We start from the raw sequence: 15,673 nt of genomic DNA, 5'->3' as shown, positions 1-15,673 counted from the left end.
GGCCTATGGGATCGTGCTAGTGACATCGGTCCTGCTCGACGTGTATCTCCTGCTGCTGCCGTTCGTCCACATCGTTTTCATCTATGCCTTTCGGCGCAGCCGCACGGTAGTAATACGGTTCGCACTTACCTCGGTTTTGGCAGGTTGCGCACTAACGCCGTTTTTGGTCGCGGCTGTTGGCCAAGCGCATCAGATCAGCTGGATCGCGCCGATTGGGCGCCGCACGATCGAAGACGTGACAATTCAACAGTATTTCGAACGAAGCCCCCCGTTCACGACTGTGTCGGCGCTGATCGTAGCTGCGGCTATTGTCTTGTGGCGCTTTACATCCGCGCACCTAGAGGAGGCAGACCGGCAGTTGCTGACCTTAGCGATTGCATGGGTTGTGATACCGACCGCTGTGATTGTCATCTGGTCGGCGTTGATTCACCCCATTTACACGCCGCGCTACTTAGCCTTCACTGCACCTGGCGTCGCGCTGGCGCTGGGCGTCTGCATCGGCACTTTGGCCGTTACACCGTGGGCAGCAGCAGCTATCATCAGCCTTCTCGCAATCGCCGCGGCACCGAATTATATTCTGGTACAACGCAATACCTATGCGAAGTACGGTATGGACTACAGTCAGGTCGCCGATCTGATCACGGCGAAGGCAGCGCCGGGTGACTGCTTACTCGTCAACGACACGGTGACGTTTATGCCCGCCCCCATGCGCCCACTGATGGCTGCCCGCCCGGATGCCTACCGAAAACTAATCGACCTCACCCTGTGGCGACGAGCGACGGACCGCAACGACGTCTTCGACACCAACCTCATCCCGGAAGTTGTCGCCAAGCCGTTGAGCCGTTGCCGCGTCGTGTGGATCATCACCCAAGCCGACAAAACGCGGCCCGATCATGAACAAGCTTCAATGCTGCCACCCGGCGAAAGCTTCGGAGCAACCCCGGCTTTCGCAGTTCCACACAATCTGGGATTCCGGCTAGTCGAGCGCTGGCAGTTCAACCTGGTTCAGGTGATCAAGGCGACGCGGTAACGCTCTGTTACCAGACCCGGATGTAGTCGACCAGCATTCGGGACGGAAAGCTGCCGAGGGCGGGATCACCCGCGCCAACCCCCCCGACCGCAAGCGTGAACATCGGAGACATCCAGTAGCCGGGATTGTTGAATGGCCACCGGAAGTCGTCAGGAGCACCACCATGGACGTGGATGGGCTTCGGCGGAACCTTGAAGTACTCTGCACCGTCCCGTGAGAATTTAAAACCGTCCGCATCCCAACGCATTTGCCAGGTGTGCCAAGCGCCGTCAACCATCCCGGGAATCGATTTGCCTTCCCAGGTTTTCCCGTTGGATGCGGCGTGGACCGTGGTACCCGGGGCCCATTGGCCGTTGCCGTACCACTCGAAGATGTCGACCTCGCCGTCCGGCTGCGGGTCCTCGTTGACGGTCCAGAACGAGGGCCACAGGCCCGGGAACAGGCAGTCGAGTTTGATCCGCGCCTCCCAGGTGGTGTTGATCATGCCCCGCCAGTTGCCGCGCAGCTTGCCGCTGAAGTATTGGCCGTTTTCTTGGCTGGCCAGAAGGACCAGGTTGGAGTTGCCGTCGAGGAACACGTTTTGGGTGCGGTATATCCCGTCGACCGGCGGATATACATCGTCCTGCCAGGTTTGGATCGTCCATTTCGACAGGTCGGGGCCTTGGCCGGCCGGTCCGTCAAACTCGTCCTGGAAGATATAGGGCCCGGCGGGGCCCGCTGACGGCGCAGCCGGCGGGCCCGCATGGGTGGGGTCAGCGTGTGCTTCCGGACCGCTTATCGCAGCCGCAGCTGCAAGCATGCCCAACCCCGTCGTCAACAACATGTTGCGTCGATTCATCTCCGGCACAGCACGACGATATAGGAGATGGTTTGGCGGCACCCGCCGGAAGCGACACAATGTGGTCCGTGTCGCAGATCTTAGGCCGGTCCTAGGGGTCTGCAGCCGACCTGACCAGTGCGTATTCGCTCGGCGATCCGGTCGTCACAACCCGCAGCTGGCAGCCTGGGCTAGGGCGTGCGCAGTCCCTGGCGGCTGACACCAGCCCCAACCCGAGGCTGACTCGCCGGGCTTGGCAGACTGTGCGCATGGCACAGATAACTATGCGTGGAAACCCGATCAATACCGTTGGCGACTTGCCTGCCGTCGGACCCCCAGCTCCTGCCTTCACTCTGACCGGGTCCGATCTTGCACCAGTCAGCAACGACCAGTTCGGCGGTAAGCCCGTGTTGCTGAACATCTTTCCGTCAGTGGACACCCCGGTGTGCGCCACCAGCGTACGCACCTTCAACGAACGGGCCGCCGCAAGCGGGCTGTCCGTGCTGTGCGTGTCCGAAGACCTGCCGTTCGCGCAGGCGCGCTTCTGCGGCGCAGAGGGTATCGAGAACGTGAAGACCGCCTCGGCGTTCCGTGACAGCTTCGGGCAGGACTACGGCGTCACCATCGCCGACGGTCCGTTCGCGGGGCTGCTCGCCCGGGCCGTCGTGGTGATCGGCGCCGACGGTAACGTCGCCTACTCGGAGCTGGTGCCAGAGATCGCGAACGAGCCGAATTACGATGCGGCACTGGCTGCGCTGAGCGCGTCGGCCTAATAGCGTCGCGGCAGACCGGCGACCATCGCCTCGACCTGCTCCCTGGTCGGTGCGGGGATGCTTCCGTCGGGTAGTGCCAGGATGCGGTCGGCGACTCCCTCGGATATCAGCTGAGTCAGCAAGGGCCGGTACAGCTCTTGCTCAGCGGCGAGAATGCGTCCGTAAGGATGCGCTGCTATCCGGAAAGCGGCTGCTCGCGGACCCCTACCGGGCCAAGCGCGACCAGCAGCACACCGGCGGCGAAGATCAGCCCGGTCAGCCACGGAAAATGCCCATCTGGAGCGAAGCCGCCAGCGGCGACGAATGCCAGGCCATAGGCCGCCATCGCGGCACCGGCCAGCATGACCGGTTCGGCCCATCGATCGGGGAGCGGCGTCTTGAGCATGACGAGCGGCGCTGCGAAAATGCGTCGGCCCCAGTACAACAGCACCATCTCGACCGCGGTCACCAGACTGAGGACGACCACCCATTCCAGCCGGGCTAGCCACCATTGCGCCGTGCCCTCGACCGGTTGGGGCAACAGTCCGGCGGGGTAGCCGACGATCGCCACAATCACGACAGGAATCATGTGCCACAGGTAAAGGGCCATCACGTTGCTATTGGCTGTCGTCAGTACCCGCTGGAAGAAACCGGCGCGCAGCGCCCGGTTGAGCGCAGGTGCAAGGGTTATCACCAGTCCTGCTTGCGCGCAGCCGAACGCCAGCATTGCCGCCGAGGGCGGGTCGGAGTTCTGCACGGTTTGGCCTGGCACGCCGATCATGCTGACCGGATAATGCCCCAACAGGATCAGCAGCGCTAGCGAAACGGCCGATCCGCCGGCCAGCAGCGCAGGTCTGCGGCCGGCTAATAGCCCGTCGTGCCAAGCGATTCCGAGCTGGTAGAGCGCACCCCAGCACAGCAGGTAGTTCAGCGGCCGCAGGTGGGCGAAATCGCCGCCGAGTGAGACAGTGTCGACCGCAACGACTCCCACCGCGAGCAACGCTGGCACCAACAGTCCCCAACGCCGTTGTGCGGCAATGGCAACTGGCGTCAAGGAGACCACCACCAGATAGACGGCGAGGAACCATAGATGCATCGCCACTGCCCAGCCCGCGTATTCCAGCGTGGAACCGGCAACATGGCGCAAGTCCAGGGCCACCACAACCGCCGAGATCAGCCCGACATAGACCGTGGTGGGTCCGAGCACCCGGGTAAGTCGATGCCGCACCCAAGTCTGACGCGACACACCCTCACTATCGTGCCGATGCGCCCAGGACACCGCGCCGGCGTAACCGGCGACCAGGAAGAACGTCGGCACGGCCTGAAAAGGCCATGTCAGCCATTGAGTCCAGGGCTGGTCGACAAGCGGGTTCTGCCGACCGAACTGACCGTCGTGATAGGTCACCGATCCGGCGAGCCAGTGGCCCAGCACGATCAAGCCCACACCCGATACGCGGTAGAAATCCACCGCCAGATTGCGGGCCGGGGGCATGATTTTCGCCTCGCGCCGTCAAACAGACGGCTTAATCGAGTCGTCCACCACCAGACAGTAGCGCGCGCTGGACCTGGGAATTTTCGGCTCCGCGCAACGGCGCCACCTCTTTCAGCGAGCCGCCCCCCGATCGGGTCCGGTAAACTGATGTTCTCTTCGCCGAAGTCCGGCGGTACCTAGCTTGGAAGGTGTCCACATATGGTCACGCGGTCGTTGATCAGACTGGCTGTCGCAGGTGGCGGTCTGGCGTTGTCGTTAGTTGCTGGCGCCGGGATCGCGTCCGCAGACCCAGGTATGGACGCGGCAATCAATACCACTTGCAGTTACCCGCAGGTGGTGGGGGCACTGAATGCGCAATCGCCGGCCGCTGCGGCGAAGTTCAATTCGTCGCCGATGGCGCAGGGCTGGTTGCGTTCCTTCCTCGCCTCACCGCCGCCCCAGCGTGCGCAAATGGCCCAGCAGGCCGCGGGCTACCCAGGGGCTGCGCAATACATTGGGCTGATCGGGCAAATCGCCACCAGCTGCAATAACTTCTGAGCGCGCGTTATGCGGTGGCGGGACGCGTCTGGCCTTACCAGACACGTATCCAGTCGATGAGCATGTCTGCGGGATAGCTCCCGGATCCGGGGTCGCCGCCGCCGGAACCGGCAACCGCAAGGTTGAACACCGGAAAAACGGTGTAGCCCGGCCCGTTGAACGGCCAGTCCGGTAGCGAGCTCGCCGGCACGTCAAAGTATGGTTGCGCGCCGTCGACGTAGTCCTTCCAGAAGCGGATGCCGGCGTCGTCCCACTGGGTGCGCCAGGTGTGCCAGCCGCTGTCCACCGCGATGTTTTGGGTCTTCCACTCGCCGCCGTTGGCTTTCGCGTGAACGGTGGTGGCCGAGGGCCAGCTGCCGTTGCCGTACCACTCCATGACGTCGATTTCGCCCTGATCGTCATTGCCCAGCCAGTAGGCGGGCCAGGCGCCGGCGGTCAGGCAATTGAGCTTGATCCGGGCTTCCCAGGTGTGGCCGACACCGCCTCGCCACAGGCTTTGAACCTTGCCGCTGAAGTACGTCGGGCCCTCTTTCGCAGCACGCAGGACGAGGTTGGAGTTGCCGTCGAGGAACGCATTGCGACGATCGTCGCGGTACTGCCCGATGTTCTCAGGTCGCTCCCAATACGTCGGATCCTTGATCGTCTCGCGGGCTTTCGACACCGCCCATTTCGACGGATCAGGGGCCGAGCCGGCCGACCCGTCGAATTCGTCGTGGAAGACGTAGGAACCTGCCGGTGCGTCGGGTGGGCGCGGATAAGCCCGGGCCTGTCGGATGGGGACCGCAGCTGCCAACACGCCGACCCCGGTCATCAACATCATCGTGCGACGATCCATCTCGGGCATAGGCACAGCACGATAGCAGCCGGCTAGCTGCCCCCGCGCATCCGTGACGGACAGCCCCGGTCAGAGGTGGGCCAGGAGCCGTTCGGCGAACACGCCGGGGTGCTCCCGATGCATGAAATGCCCGCCGGGTACTTCCTCGACGATGTAGTCGCTTTCGAACATCCGCGCGGCGCCCCGGTAGTCCGAGGGCGCGACGATTCGATCACCGAGCCCCGCAAAGACCACCGTCGGCACAGTGATCCGCGCTTTTAGTGATGCGCTGGGTATTGGCGAGAGCTTTCGGTAGTAACCGAACGCGGCGTTCAAGCTCGCCGGGTTGGAGAAGGTCGCGCGGACGGCGTCGAACTCCGCTGGATCGGGATTCCAGTCCGGCGACCATCGCCGATAGATCGCGGGAAGTGCCGCGAAGTCGTTGCGCGCGAAGCGGTTCGGCGCTCCCGGCAACTTGTATACCGCGAAGTGGCGGACACCCCAGAGCTTCTTCGGCGACGGTTTCAACGCTGCCGGGTGTGGAATGCCGATGACGAAAAGCTTCTTCACTCGATCGGGGCGGAGCGCCGCGGCGCCGTAGGCGGCCGAAGCTCCCCAATCGTGGCCGATGACGATGGCGTCACGGGCGCCGAGTGCCTCAATCAACGCGAGCGGATCGCGCGCCAGGGTCTCTTGATCCGCGTCGCGATCCGGGATCGCGGTGGGGTGGTAGCCGCGCATGAACGGGCTGACCGCCCGGTATCCCTTCGCGGCGATTCGCGGCCGGAGATCGTCCCAGCTGTGCGCCGTGTCCGGGAACCCGTGCAGCATGAGCACAAGAGGTCCGGAGCCGTCCTCGAGATAAGCGAAGTTCAGTCCGTTCGCATCGACAAAGTGGAGTTCATCAGCCATGGCTACGCGAGACCCAAGGGGGAGGAGGCCTTCTGGTAAACGAGCCAGCGCAAATCGATCGGGGATTCCTCCCGCTCGACGTCGAATAGATCAAGCCCGCTGGCCCAGTTGGCAAACCAGGCCGTGGGCGGCCAAACACCCTCGGGCAGGTGAAGTTTCTCGTACTCGTAGGCGGAGTCGTCGGCAACGAGCTCAAGAGGTAGCTCGTCGGCTGCGTTCGCCATCTCCTCCCCGGTGAAGATCATGGTGTTGCACTGCTGCCCGAGTTCACGCGCGGCATCGTCGGGGACATAACCCTGGCGCGGCACGAAAGTGTTGAACAGCAATCGCCCGCCGGGAGCCAGGCAATGCGCGGCGAGTTCGAACAAGCCACGCAGCTGCTGCGTCGTCCGGAAGTCGGGCACCACCTCGGAGGCCACTATCAGCTGATAGTCGCTGCGGACCTCGTCCAAACTCGAAAAGACATCACGCTCGATGACGCGTACGTCGAGTGATTCGCGTTCGGCCTCCGATCGGATGATGTGGGCGAGCTTCGAAGCGATCTCGACCGCGTCCACCGGGTGCCCGCGGCGCGCTAGGGCCAGGGCATTGCGCCCGGTGCCTGCGCCGACATCGAGCACCCGAAAGCTGCCGGGATCGGCGGTTTCGCCGGCTAGCGCCGACACCCGGGCGTCCGGTTCGATGCCGAACAGCGATCCCTCGCGAGTGGCGACCCAGCCGTCGTACGCGCCGGCGATCGTCACCGATTCGACATTGACGCGATAATTCAGCGCCGTGCCGAACGGCGCATGGAACGAGATGACGATGTTCGACCGTGATGAGGTCCGGTAGGCCTCCGCCAATTGACTCTCTAACACCGTCTTCAGCTGAGCGAATTCTTCGGGGGAGTACTGGACGCCGACGCTGGCAAATAGGTTGTCGCACATCTTGACATACTCGTCGATCAAGCTCGGAACGGCTGGCACCGCGATTTGCCCCATAGCCACCGATCGGCGATACAGCCGCCGGGCCATCGCTTCGCGAAGCGTCGACGGACTGAAAGACCTGACGGCCGGATCGTCCACACGACTCTTCTACACGACCCCGACCTCTTTCCACCAGCGGTCGGTTGCTATAACGCAAGATATGTCAGAGACCGGGCACTTCATCACCCACGTTTCCGATACGGCCCGGTGGACGGCGTTGCATCGGGCAACCGAATCGGCGCGAGCCGATGCGTTGTTCAACGACCCGTTCGCCGAACGCCTCGCCGGTGAGCACGGCCGCGCGATCGTCGCCAGGGTTCCACGGTCCACTCGCAACGGCTGGTGGCTCATCGCGCGCACCAAACTCATCGACGATGCCATTGCCACAGCGATCGCCGACGGCTGCGACCGGGTATTGAACCTGGCCGCCGGCTTGGACACCCGGCCGTATCGTTTGGACCTGCCGTCCGATTTTCCTTGGATAGAAGCGGATCTGCCGCAGCTGCTCGCGGAAAAGACGCAACTTCTTTCCGACCAGACCCCGCGATGCCGGTTGACCCGGGCGGCGGTCGACCTGGCCGACCCGGCCGACCGTGACGCATTTTTCGACGAGGCGCTAAACGGCGCTAGCAAAGCGCTGGTCTTGACCGAGGGCCTGCTGATGTATCTGGAAGACCGTGACGTCGTCGCGCTTTCCGGGGCGATCAAGCGGCCCGAGGTGGCCTGGTGGATGCTCGACTTCGCCTTTCCGGGCCTGCAGAAGATGATGAACAAGAAGATGGCCGGCATGTTGCAAAACGCGCCGTTCAAGTTCGCACCCGAGAACGGGCTGGCCTACTTCGAAGACCTGGGCTGGCGCACGCTCGAAGTCGAATCGCTCTTTGTGGCCGCGCACCGATACCGTCGCTTACCAATGTTCATGCGCCCGATCGCCTGGCTGCCCCAGACAGATCCACGCCGCCCGGGCGGCAGCCGCTGGAGTGCACTTGCCCTCCTTACCCATTGAGGCCGATATGCGACCTGTTTCCAGACGCGAAGTCCTGAAGTTTTTGTTCGCACCGGCTCTATTGGGCGTGGGTACGCTGGCTGGCACATTCGACGGGCACCAAGCATCAGCCGCGAATGCCAAGCTGATCGATTTTACCGAGCACCTGGTTCCGGCGGATCAAATCAAATCGGCAGGCTATGACGGGGCAGTGGTCTATGTGTCCGAGTCGCGGCCCGGCGCAAACTTCGATTTCAAACCTGTCACCCGGGAGTACGCGGATGCGCTACGCGCAGCGGGTCTTCACATCGTCAGCAACTACCAGTACGGCAAGCCCGGTTGGCCTGACCCTTCGGATTTCACTCGCGGGTACGACGGCGGCGTGAAAGACGCTCAGACGGCTCAACGGTTGCACGCGGCGGCCGGGGGTGCGGCCTCGGCGCCGATCTTTTTCAGCGTCGATGAGGACATCGACCTCAGCACCTGGAAAAGTGTTGCAGTTCAGTGGTTTCGAGGAATCAACTCGGTGCTGGGAGTCGATCGCACAGGCATCTATGGGCATTCCCGGGCATGTGCGTGGGCGATCGATGACGGCGTAGTGGGACGCTCGACCAGTGCAGGGCACTGGTGGGCATGGCAGACGAGCGCGTGGTCTCACGGTGAGCGCGAGCCAAGGGCGGTGCTCTACCAAGCTGTGGTCAACACCGCGTCCAGCCCTGGTCCCCCCTTGGCAGGCATCCACGTAGACGTGGACGACGTCCTTGCGCCGGATTTCGGGCAGTGGGATCTTGGTCGCTAGCATTCTGGCGTCACTGGCGGTGGCATCCTGGTCGTGTGGGTTTGCTGTTCCGGTTGGCGGAGTTTCTTCTGGTGGTCGTCCCGCTGGCGGGCGTGATCATCGCTGCGATACGAGCGTTCTCCGCCAATAGGCGCCCAGCTGAAAGCTCGCCTGGTCCCGTTCGGGTGGGGATCGGCGGCAATCAAGCCGCCCAGTGGCGCTCGCTCACCCGCGTGCTGCGAGAGCACGACCGAACCGACACCCGCTGGCTGGAGTATGAACTCGACTTCGCCAGGCTCCTCGACTTCCCGCTGATGACCGACATGCGCGATCCGCTGACGATCGACTTTCACAAGGCCAAGCTCCGCGCAGACTTCCTGCGCCCGGCGAAAGCCGAAGATCTCCTCGAGGACGGCGACGCGGCGGCGCGGTACCTGGCCGCTGTCGAGGACTATGTGACCGCGTTCAACATCGCTGAGGCTGAGGCGAAACGTAGGCGAAGAACGGACTTCTCACAAGACGGACAGCAGCGAATTGCGCGCGCTGCGAATCTGTTGCGCATGGCGTCAGACTCCGCTGCAACTCCGCAAGAGCGTCAGAACGCCTATGACCGCGCGCGCAGAGAACTCGACGGCCTCATCGTCTTGCCCGCCGCAACCCAGGCCAGCATCGAACGCGGGATCTCCGGCGAGTTAGGCGGTTAGCGCATTGGCTTCTAGGAGATCGGCGGCGCTGGTGACGCTTTCGGCGGATGTGGTCATCTGAGCGGCGACATCACGGGCCCGGGTGAGGCATTCCGGTGTGAGGATGGCGCGTACCGTACCGCGATGGGAAGCTGACGCCGAACCGACAGGGAGAATTTCTTCACGCATGACCGAGATAACCCAGTTGCATCGCGAGCTCGTCGCCCGCGTGCTGGAAGGCGACGGGCAAGCAACAACCGAGCTGCGGCGCGCCGCATTCGAGAATGCCACCCTCAACGAGCCCATTCGCGCGTTGATCGAGAAGGTGGCCAACCACGCATCTCAAATCACCGATGCGGATGTCACCGCCGTTCGCGCGGCGGGCCTCAGCGAAGACCAGATCTTCGAGATCGTGATATGCGCCGCCGTCGGGCAGGCGAGCCGTCAGTACACCACCGCGCTCGCCGCCTTGGCCAGCGCAACCGAAGAAGCACCTGAACCATGAGGCTGGAAATCCTCGACCGGGGTCATCGCTTACACGCCAAGGCGATAATGGCGCTCATCCGGGCGGTTTCCGGCCACCCCGTCGTCGACGCCGTGAAGTTGGCGTTCTACCGCCCGGGCTTCTACGGTGGTGGCCCGCTCACCCACGAAGCGATGCGCGGAAAATCCGACTGGTCGATCGGCGATCGCGAGTTGATGGCCGCCTACGTCTCCAAGGCCAACGAGTGCCCATTCTGCGTCTCGGCGCACCGCGCCACGTCGTCGATGTGGTACGGCGACGAAACCAAGGTCGCCAGCACGCTAGCCGATTTGGATACGGCGCCGATCGATGAGCCACTTCGTGCAACGCTGCGCATGCTCGGCAAGCTCGCACAACAAAACAGCATTGAGCAAGAAGACATCCGAGCTGTTCTGGACGCCTCGGTGTCTCCCCAACAGATCAAGGACGCGTTGGCGGTCTCGCTCGTCTTCAATATCACCGACCGACTGGCCAACGCGTTCGGCTTCACCGTCGCGAGCCCCGAAGCCATGAACGCCGGCGCCCGTCATCTACTGAAACGCGGGTATCGTTAGGCGGCAACGTAATTCGTCTTGTCAACGGGAGCTGGGCTCATCGCCACTTGATCCCGCAACCGATCGACGGCCGCTGGTCGGCGTCGACCGGGCGCCCGGCCAATACGGCGTCGACCGCTGCCCGAACATCAGCGGCCGTCACCGGTAGATCGTTCCCGGGGCGGGAGTTGTCAAGCTGGCCGCGGTAGACGAGTCGGCGCTCACCGTCAAAGACGAACGTGTCGGGCGTGCAGGCCGCCGAGAACGCCCGGGCGACGTCCTGAGTTTCGTCGTAGAGGTATGGAAACGTCCAGCCATGGCGGCGGGCCTCGGCAACCATCTCGTCCGGCCCGTCTTGCGGGTAAGTAGCCACGTCATTGCTGGAAATCCCGACCATCGCGATGCCCTGGTCGTGGAGGTCTCGACCGAGCGCGGCGAGCCCGGCGGCGACGTGCTTGACGTAGGGACAATGGTTACAGATGAAGGTGACGACAAGCGCGGGTCCCGTGAGCTCATCCAGGCTGACGGTGGCGCCAGTGGCTGGCGCAGGCAGCGTGAAGGACGGCGCGGGGGTGCCGAGGGCAAGCATGGTGGATTCGATGGCCATGCCCGCCAGCGTAGCTTTCCGCCAGCTAGAAGTCGGTCTTCGAGATCGGCTTTCAGCACTCGGTCGGACGCCGGACGTCACGGGTTGGTCTCGATGTGGGCCACCTGTCCGGCAATCGGTTAGGTTAAGAATTCTCTAAGACACCGGGGAGTAGCGCATGACCGATGCCGAGCGGCGCTCCGACGAAGACGCCATCCGCGAGCTGCTTGATCGCCAGGTTGAGGGCTGGGATGCGGGCGATGCCGAGGCCTACGCCAGCGTGTTCACTCCCGACGCGGACTACGTGACTTTCCTGGGCAGCCACTACAAGGGCCGCGGGGCGATCGCAGCATCTTATGCACCGCTGTTCAAGAAGTTCCTCAAGGGATCGAGCTTGGAATTCGAGATCACCCAGCTGAGGTTTCTGACGCCGGACGTGGCGCTAGTCCATGCGAAAGGCGCTGTGGCGAAGGGGGGAGGGCGACGGAGTCGGCGCAATACCCGGGTAAATACCACCATCGCGGTGCGCACCGACGGCCGATGGCTGTTTGCGGCCTCGCAGAACACCACGCATCGCCGGCTTGTCGAGAAGCTCCTGGGCACGTTCGCTTCACGAACAAGCCCATCGCCCACCGCCGCCCAGTAAGTTGCCACGTGACATCCCTTCGGATTGGTACGAAAGGCTTTTGGAGAAAGCACATCGCTCGAGCCCGGTCAGTACTTCAGCAGATGAGACCCAAAGATATTGCGCCAGACACGATCACCACTTCGTCATTCCATACGCTCAAGGTGTCTCACAGCAAAAGGGCAGGTGGGCGGGCAGCGTCATGAGGCCGTTAAGGTCACCGTCAACTCATGTCAACAAACCGTAAAGGCGATTGACACCAGTAACTCCGAGAATCACGATCTTGTTCAAGCGGCTCGCTAAGTGAGTTCGGCACTGATATTGAGCGCTGACCTCGAACGTGCGGGAATCACGCTGTGGGACAGTGTCGTCGAGATTGCGTCGAAAGACGCCTATCGCATCACAATGCCTCATCCCTTTGTGCAACGCGTCGGATTCCTGGCCGTAAGGAGGTGTTAGAGCGAAATGAGTTCCGTCTTCGACATCAATGACCATTTCGTTCCCTGAATCGGCCTGCGGCCACTCACATTTCGTGGTCAGGCCGATACCTCTACTCAGCTGCTGCACGGTGACGACCAGTAGCGCGGCTGCAAAGGCAATTCAACTGGTTTCAGCCTGAATCATCGAGCCCGCGGATTTAGAAAGAGTAAAAGTGCTGAGCTACAAGGCAAATCATCACCGTCGATGTTTCAAAGGATAGGGAAGAATCAATGCTCGCCGAGTTCTTGCACAACTTCCTCCACAACCTGTTCAAGCCGCTGCTGCTGTTCTTCTACTTCGGATTCCTGCTCAGGATCCTGAAGGTGGACTTCGAGTTCCCTTACGTCATCTACCAGGGCCTGACGATGTATTTGCTGGTGGCCATCGGTTGGCACGGCGGCGAAGAACTCGCCGAAATCAAGGCTTCGAGCATCGGCCACATTGTGGGATTCATGATCACCGGGTTTGTCTTGAACTTTGTGATCGGTATGCTCGCATACCTGCTGTTGAGCCGCCTGACAGCGCTGCGGCGAGTGGATAAGGCAACAGTCGCCGGCTATTACGGGTCGGACTCGGCGGGCACTTTCGCCACCTGCGTGGCCGTCCTGGCCGGCGTCGGGCTGGCCTTTGACGCCTACATGCCGGTGATGCTGGCCGTTATGGAGATCCCGGGGTGCTTGGTTGCGCTGTATCTGGTTGCGCGGCTGCGGCATCGGGGGATGGACCCAGACGGGAACATGCCGGACGAGCCCGGCTACATCGCGCCGGTGCCGGCGATGGTCGGTCCCGGCGCGGCAGCCCAGCCGGCTCCCGGACAGCAACTGGACATCGAACCGGACACCGAGGAGCAGGTGCAGTACGCGCTGAGAAGGCGCCGCCGTCCCGGGTGGGGGGATGGTGCTGGGGAGGGAATACTCTCACGCAAGCTGCTGCGGGAGGTCTTTCTCAATCCGGGACTGTGTCTGCTGTTCGGCGGCATCGTCATTGGGTTCGTCAGCGGGTTGCAGGGACACAAAGTCACTCACGACGCCGACTCGTTATTCATCACGGCGTTCCAGGGCGCGCTTTGCCTGTTCTTGCTCGAGATGGGCATGACAGCCGCCAGTAAATTGCGGGACCTCAAGGCCGCCGGCCGCGGGTTCATCTTGTTCGGCCTGCTGGCGCCCAACCTCTTCGCCCCGCTGGGGATCGTCGTCGCGCACGCCTACGCCTACCTCACCGATACCAACTTCGGGCCGGGAACGTATGTCTTATTCGCGGTGCTCTGCGGCGCCGCATCCTATATCGCCGTGCCTGCCGTTCAGCGTCTGGCGATCCCCGAAGCGAGTCCGACGCTGCCACTGGCCGCGTCGTTGGGTTTGACGTTCTCGTACAACGTCACGATCGGGATCCCGCTCTATATCGAGATCTCCCGCGTTGTCGGGCAATGGTTTCCAATCACCTGAAGCTGGGGGCATTCGAAATCTGTTGAGCTACTGACAATTTCAATATTTTGGGCGAGACGGCACTGGTCCCTGTTCATTTCATGAGCTACGTGCGGCCACCTCGGTTACGAAGCCGTGAACGTATTGCGACCAGCCAGCCACGGGAGGTTACAGAATGGATTTCGGGGCATTACCGCCGGAGATCAACTCGGGCCGGATGTATGCCGGCGCGGGGCCCGGGCCGATGCTGGTCGCTGCCGCGGCCTGGGACGGGCTTGCTGACGACTTGACTTCCACGGCGTCGTCCTACCAGACGGTCGTCGAGGGCCTGGGTAGTTCGTGGCAGGGCCCGTCGTCGACGTCGATGGCAGCCGCGGTTGCGCCGTATGTGAGTTGGATGAACGCCACCGCGGCACAGGCTGAGGAGACCGCCACTCAGGCGCGCGCCGCGGTCGCCGCCTACCAGGCCGCGTTCGCGGAGACAGTGCCCCCGCCCGTCATCGTGGCCAACCGGACTTTGTTGATGACACTGATCGCAACCAACATCTTGGGGCAGAACACCGCGGCGATCGCGGCCACCGAAGCCCATTACATGCAAATGTGGGCTCAGGACGCTGGCGCGATGTATGGGTACGCCGGCTCGGCTGCCGCGGCGGCGCAGCTGACGCCGTTCACCGAGCCGCCGCAGACCACCAATGCTGCGGCCGAGCCGCTGCAAGCGGCGGCGGTCAGCCAAGCGACCAGCACCTCGGGCGCGTCGAACATCGGGACCGAGCTGGCCCAATTCATCAGCTCGCTGCCGACTGCGCTGCAGAACCTCGCGAACGGCCTATTGCAGTCGCCGACAACGGCATCGGGGAACTTGCTGTCGGGACTCTCATTGCCGCAATTAACCACAGCCACATTGCCACCGGGGCTCTTGACCGACCTGACAAACTGGAACACCATCTTTTCGACCATCACGTCCGGGCCCTACTCGCTCCAGGGGTTGACTTCCATACCGGGTGGCCCTTTCCTGTCGTTCGGTCAGGGATATGCCTGGGGCCAAAACGGACAAGGCGCCGCTGCCTTTCTGGCCGGCCCGAAGCCCATCACCGGGGCATTGGCCCCGCTGGCAAGTGAGTTGGCGACGCCGCATCTCAGTGCGGCCTTCGGTGCGGGACCGGTATCGGGATCGATGGGCCGCGCAGCCTTGGTCGGCAGCATGTCGGTGCCGCAGGGTTGGACCCAAGCCGCCCCGGAGGTCAGAATGCTCGCCGCCGCGCTGCCCACCAACCTGGCGGAGGCGGCCGTCCCGGAGGCGTCACTGGCCGGCCAGGGCGGCATGTTCAGCCAGATGGCGGCGTCGAGCCTGGCCGGACGGGCCGTCGCCGCCAGCGCGACGCAGTCGGTGAGCAGTGGTGCTCGTGTGGGCTCACTCGGCGGCGTCGTCGCGGAGGCGGATCCCGCCGCAGCCACCATCATCGTGATCCCGGCGCTCGAGGACTGACTGAGATGACCGGCCAGTTGTCGACGAAAAGGCAAGGGGTATAGGGATGTTCTACGCAGCGTTTCCGCCGGAGATCAACTCGGGCAGGATCTACAGCGGTCCGGGATCGGGGTCGCTGGTGGCCGCCGCAGCGGCCTGGGACGGGCTCGCCAATGATTTGCAGTCCACAGCGGCGTCCTATTCGTCGGTGATCTCGTCCCTGACGAGCGGGCCCTGGCAGGGTCCCACGTCGCTGAGCATGGTGTCCG

19 protein-coding genes are annotated in these 15,673 nt (G+C 63.2%); 12 read left to right on the top strand and 7 right to left on the bottom strand.

All coding sequences use genetic code 11. The features are described 5' to 3' along the window. Positions 1–1,030: hypothetical protein (locus WAN71_RS12700; RefSeq protein WP_422225666.1), on the top strand; the 1,030-nt coding region annotated here is incomplete at its 5' end. A gap of 7 nt (positions 1,031–1,037) precedes the next feature. Here WAN71_RS12700 and WAN71_RS12695 read toward each other — a convergent pair. Further along, positions 1,038–1,868 carry a glycoside hydrolase family 16 protein gene (locus tag WAN71_RS12695; protein WP_422225668.1) on the bottom strand — a complete coding sequence of 277 codons (831 nt, stop codon included), beginning with the start codon at positions 1,866–1,868 and terminating at the stop codon, positions 1,038–1,040. A gap of 248 nt (positions 1,869–2,116) precedes the next feature. Here WAN71_RS12695 and tpx point away from each other — a divergent pair, with 248 nt between their 5' ends. Continuing rightward, complete coding sequence (gene tpx / locus WAN71_RS12690; protein ID WP_422225665.1) at positions 2,117–2,620, top strand: thiol peroxidase; 504 nt, start codon at positions 2,117–2,119, stop codon at positions 2,618–2,620. On the opposite strand, the gene WAN71_RS12685 is transcribed toward tpx, so the two are convergent. Next, on the bottom strand, positions 2,617–2,742 hold the full coding sequence (locus WAN71_RS12685; RefSeq protein WP_422225664.1) for a hypothetical protein: 126 nt from the start codon (positions 2,740–2,742) through the stop codon (positions 2,617–2,619). The two genes, tpx and WAN71_RS12685, sit on opposite strands and share 4 nt — an antisense overlap. Before the next feature lie 53 nt (positions 2,743–2,795). Then, the gene (locus WAN71_RS12680) at positions 2,796–4,091 is read right to left on the bottom strand and encodes an acyltransferase family protein (RefSeq protein ID WP_422225663.1); all 1,296 of its coding nucleotides are present in this window, start codon (positions 4,089–4,091) and stop codon (positions 2,796–2,798) included. Positions 4,092–4,289: 198 nt separating this feature from the next. Here WAN71_RS12680 and WAN71_RS12675 point away from each other — a divergent pair, with 198 nt between their 5' ends. Further along, positions 4,290–4,628, top strand: coding sequence for a hemophore-related protein (locus tag WAN71_RS12675; RefSeq protein ID WP_422225662.1), 339 nt, complete (start codon positions 4,290–4,292; stop codon positions 4,626–4,628). A 34-nt stretch (positions 4,629–4,662) separates the two neighbouring features. Here WAN71_RS12675 and WAN71_RS12670 read toward each other — a convergent pair whose 3' ends face one another. From WAN71_RS12670 to WAN71_RS12660, 3 genes are read right to left on the bottom strand one after another with little or no spacing between them, the layout of a single operon-like run. Next, positions 4,663–5,472 carry a glycoside hydrolase family 16 protein gene (locus WAN71_RS12670; RefSeq protein WP_422225667.1) on the bottom strand — a complete coding sequence of 270 codons (810 nt, stop codon included), beginning with the start codon at positions 5,470–5,472 and terminating at the stop codon, positions 4,663–4,665. A gap of 60 nt (positions 5,473–5,532) precedes the next feature. Next, positions 5,533–6,354 (bottom strand): alpha/beta fold hydrolase, encoded by an 822-nt coding sequence (locus WAN71_RS12665; protein WP_422225661.1) that lies wholly within the window; start codon positions 6,352–6,354, stop codon positions 5,533–5,535. A 2-nt stretch (positions 6,355–6,356) separates the two neighbouring features. Continuing rightward, positions 6,357–7,418 carry a class I SAM-dependent methyltransferase gene (locus WAN71_RS12660; protein WP_422225660.1) on the bottom strand — a complete coding sequence of 354 codons (1,062 nt, stop codon included), beginning with the start codon at positions 7,416–7,418 and terminating at the stop codon, positions 6,357–6,359. 61 nt (positions 7,419–7,479) lie between these two features. On the opposite strand from WAN71_RS12660, the gene WAN71_RS12655 reads away from it, so the two are divergent. The 5 genes from WAN71_RS12655 (at position 7,480) to WAN71_RS12635 (ending at position 10,842) form a co-directional block, all read left to right on the top strand. Continuing rightward, entirely contained in the window at positions 7,480–8,325 is an 846-nt protein-coding gene (locus tag WAN71_RS12655; protein ID WP_422225659.1) for a class I SAM-dependent methyltransferase, read from the top strand. A gap of 7 nt (positions 8,326–8,332) precedes the next feature. Continuing rightward, on the top strand, positions 8,333–9,103 hold the full coding sequence (locus tag WAN71_RS12650; RefSeq protein ID WP_422225658.1) for a DUF1906 domain-containing protein: 771 nt from the start codon (positions 8,333–8,335) through the stop codon (positions 9,101–9,103). A 35-nt stretch (positions 9,104–9,138) separates the two neighbouring features. Then, a complete protein-coding gene (locus WAN71_RS12645) occupies positions 9,139–9,786 on the top strand; it encodes a hypothetical protein (RefSeq protein ID WP_422225657.1) in 648 nt (215 codons plus the stop codon). 166 nt (positions 9,787–9,952) lie between these two features. Then, on the top strand, positions 9,953–10,270 hold the full coding sequence (locus WAN71_RS12640) for a hypothetical protein (RefSeq protein WP_422225656.1): 318 nt from the start codon (positions 9,953–9,955) through the stop codon (positions 10,268–10,270). Further along, the gene (locus WAN71_RS12635) at positions 10,267–10,842 is read left to right on the top strand and encodes a carboxymuconolactone decarboxylase family protein (protein WP_422225655.1); all 576 of its coding nucleotides are present in this window, start codon (positions 10,267–10,269) and stop codon (positions 10,840–10,842) included. Before WAN71_RS12640 ends, WAN71_RS12635 begins: the two co-directional genes overlap by 4 nt. Positions 10,843–10,879: 37 nt before the next feature. On the opposite strand, the gene WAN71_RS12630 is transcribed toward WAN71_RS12635, so the two are convergent. Further along, positions 10,880–11,428 carry a thioredoxin family protein gene (locus tag WAN71_RS12630; RefSeq protein WP_422225654.1) on the bottom strand — a complete coding sequence of 183 codons (549 nt, stop codon included), beginning with the start codon at positions 11,426–11,428 and terminating at the stop codon, positions 10,880–10,882. A 157-nt stretch (positions 11,429–11,585) separates the two neighbouring features. Here WAN71_RS12630 and WAN71_RS12625 point away from each other — a divergent pair, with 157 nt between their 5' ends. The 4 genes from WAN71_RS12625 to WAN71_RS12610 form a co-directional block, all read left to right on the top strand. Continuing rightward, positions 11,586–12,053: an SgcJ/EcaC family oxidoreductase gene (locus WAN71_RS12625; RefSeq protein WP_422225653.1), complete on the top strand. Its 468-nt coding sequence runs from the start codon at positions 11,586–11,588 to the stop codon at positions 12,051–12,053. A gap of 689 nt (positions 12,054–12,742) precedes the next feature. Beyond that, a complete protein-coding gene (locus WAN71_RS12620) occupies positions 12,743–13,957 on the top strand; it encodes a sodium-dependent bicarbonate transport family permease (protein WP_422225652.1) in 1,215 nt (404 codons plus the stop codon). A gap of 154 nt (positions 13,958–14,111) precedes the next feature. After that, positions 14,112–15,425 (top strand): PPE family protein, encoded by a 1,314-nt coding sequence (locus WAN71_RS12615; protein ID WP_422225651.1) that lies wholly within the window; start codon positions 14,112–14,114, stop codon positions 15,423–15,425. A 46-nt stretch (positions 15,426–15,471) separates the two neighbouring features. Beyond that, positions 15,472–15,673, top strand: a 202-nt coding sequence (locus WAN71_RS12610; protein WP_422225650.1) for a PPE family protein, incomplete at its 3' end; no start/stop codon positions are given.

The sequence above is a fragment of the Mycobacterium sp. genome, from assembly GCF_049280035.1.
GTDB lineage: Bacteria > Actinomycetota > Actinomycetes > Mycobacteriales > Mycobacteriaceae > Mycobacterium.
Note: the sequence above shows the minus strand (reverse complement) of the source record. Positions and strands in the feature narration are given on the sequence as shown.